At 35.0% G+C, this 2,533-nt stretch carries 3 protein-coding genes and 1 pseudogene; all 4 read left to right on the top strand.

All coding sequences use genetic code 11. The features are described from left to right. Entirely contained in the window at positions 1–108 is a 108-nt protein-coding gene (locus VK998_RS12910) for an SHOCT domain-containing protein (protein ID WP_349254915.1), read from the top strand. A gap of 59 nt (positions 109–167) precedes the next feature. Beyond that, positions 168–479 (top strand): recombinase family protein, encoded by a 312-nt coding sequence (locus tag VK998_RS03020; protein WP_475513925.1) that lies wholly within the window; start codon positions 168–170, stop codon positions 477–479. 516 nt (positions 480–995) lie between these two features. Beyond that, positions 996–2,258, top strand: coding sequence for a group II intron reverse transcriptase/maturase (ltrA, locus tag VK998_RS03025; protein WP_325225333.1), 1,263 nt, complete (start codon positions 996–998; stop codon positions 2,256–2,258). A 97-nt stretch (positions 2,259–2,355) separates the two neighbouring features. Further along, positions 2,356–2,533, top strand: a pseudogene (locus VK998_RS03030) (recombinase family protein); the annotation flags it as partial.

The raw sequence follows: 2,533 nt of genomic DNA on the forward strand, positions 1-2,533 counted from the left end.
ATGCTCAGGCAATTATTAAGTGAAAAGCTAATAAACAAGCAAGAATACTTTAAGATTAAAAAGCTTCTTATGGAAAAATATAATATTTCTTCAGATTTGACCTGCTAAATTTAACTAGTCGCGGTAGAATAGGATTGTATAGAAGAATACAAAAATGAGGTGAGATTATGAAGAAGGTAGAAGTAATAAAAGGGGAAGGTCTTTTAAACGGTAGAAGAAATGGAATAGAGATAAATTTAAAAAGAGTTGCAGCCTATTGTAGGGTTAGTACTGATAGTGAAGATCAGCTTCAAAGTTATCATTCCCAGGTCAAATATTATACTGATTTAATCAATGAGAATTCTGATTGGACCATGGCTGGAATCTATGCAGATGAAGCTATCACAGGCACACAAATAGATAAAAGACTGGATTTTCAAAGGTTAATAAATGATTGTATGAATGGGTATATATATGGTAATTACAAAATCTATATCTAGATTTGCCAGAAATAGTGCGTCCAGCTAACGCTAAATATATAGCAGGTGGGAACCCTGTCTGGTAAGGTCTAGCCAACCGCCAGTACTCAGCCTTGGAGCCGAAGTGGTGACACTAGGTTTAAGCGTAGGCAGTAGGAGCAATCGAGCCGCAATCCGAAAGGGTGAAGCGATACAGCCCCGTTAGCGAATAAAAAAATACAGAAGCCGATGTACTTGTTTCTACAGTAGGCAACAATAGTATTATCATTAATGGCAAGAAAATACTATTTCTGTCGGGGGTCGAAGAGCGTGGCGAGTTTGACATTGATATATTTAGTGGACTGGAGAGGTCTTGCATATTCCATAAAAGGTAATGAATAATACAAGAATGAAAGAAGTCAAGATTATTCAGAAGATGTGCAAGAAGTCGGATTAGTTCATAGTACCAATGAAGCGAGTAATGACCGTGGAGGGAAGGGACTAACATAGAAATCGCCTTTAAATAGGCAACATTATCACACGAGAGGTGAGAAAATAATGACAAATGAATATTTAAAGATAGTTGAACAAGTGGGAAAATATAAGACAGTACAAAATCTTATGCACCATGTAAATAAAGAAACCTTATACCTAAAACACAAAGCACAAATAAAGAAAAAAGCACCAGGAATAGATGGCATAACAAAGATAGAATATGACCAAAATATTGAAGATAACCTTGAAAAGTTAGTGGGGAAGATGAAGAGGTTTTCATACAAACCACAAGCGGTAAGAAGGGTATATATACCTAAAATAGCTAGTGACAAACTAAGACCATTAGGTATACCATCTTATGAAGATAAACTTGTACAAGGAGTTATGGCAGATATTTTAAATATAATCTATGAGCCGAAGTTTTTAGATGTATCCTACGGCTTTCGTCCAAAAAGAAGTTGTCATCAAGCAATACTTGATTTAGATAAGAAAATCATGAGAGAGCCAGTGAACTACATTGTTGATGCCGATATAAAGGGATTTTTCGATAATGTAAATCATGAATGGATGATAAAATTCTTAGAACATGATATAGAAGATAAGAACTTTATTAGATATATTAAGAGATTTCTAAGAAGTGGGATAATGGAAGAAGGCAAATTCATGGAAAGTGATAAAGGAACACCTCAAGGTGGTTTAATATCACCAATACTAGCCAACATCTATCTACACTATGTACTTGATTTATGGTTTGAAAAGGTAATAAAGAAAGAATGTTACTATGCCAGTATGGTAAGGTACGCAGATGATTTTGTATGCTGTTTTAGACACGAGAGGGAGGCTAAGATGTTCTTAGCTAAACTAAAAGAAAGGCTATTAAAATTTGGGTTAGAAGTAGCAGAAGATAAAACCAAGATAATGAAATTTGGAAGATTTCAAAAATCCAAAGAAACTTTTGACTTTCTAGGATTCACACATATAAATGGTGTAAATAGAAGAGGAAACTATAAACTAATACATCATACATCAAGTAAAAAGCTTAAAGCAAAAATGCAGGCAGTAAAGCAATGGCTATATGAGCATTTTCACGAGAAACCATCAGAGATAATTGAAAAGTTGAATGTGAAGCTAATTGGTCATTATAGATATTATGGAATTTCCGATAATCATAATAAGTTAAGGAGATTTCAAAATTACTGCCGTAGGCAATTGTTTATAGCACTCAACAGAAGAAGTCAAAAGAAATTAACTTGGGAGAAATACCTAAACATATTAAAATACAACCCAATAGTAGAGCCTAAAATATATGTTTCCACTTGGCAATAAATGATTTTTATGAAGAGCCGTATGCGGGAAAACTGCACGTACGGTTCTGTGAGGGGTGGCAGTAATATAGATATTATGGAAGCCATCTACTCGACCTCTGGATTGCCTAAAATATATTAGGCAGCTCAAGGATAAGAACATATCCGTGTTTTTCGAGAAAGAGAACATCAATACAATGGATGCCAAGGGGGAGGTGCTTCTGACCATTATGGCATCCCTCGCGCAGCAAGAAAGTCAGAGCCTTTCTCAGAATGTTAAACTTGGACTTCAGTATC

It is taken from the genome of Schnuerera sp., from assembly GCF_035459645.1.
Lineage (GTDB): Bacteria > Bacillota > Clostridia > Tissierellales > Tepidimicrobiaceae > Schnuerera.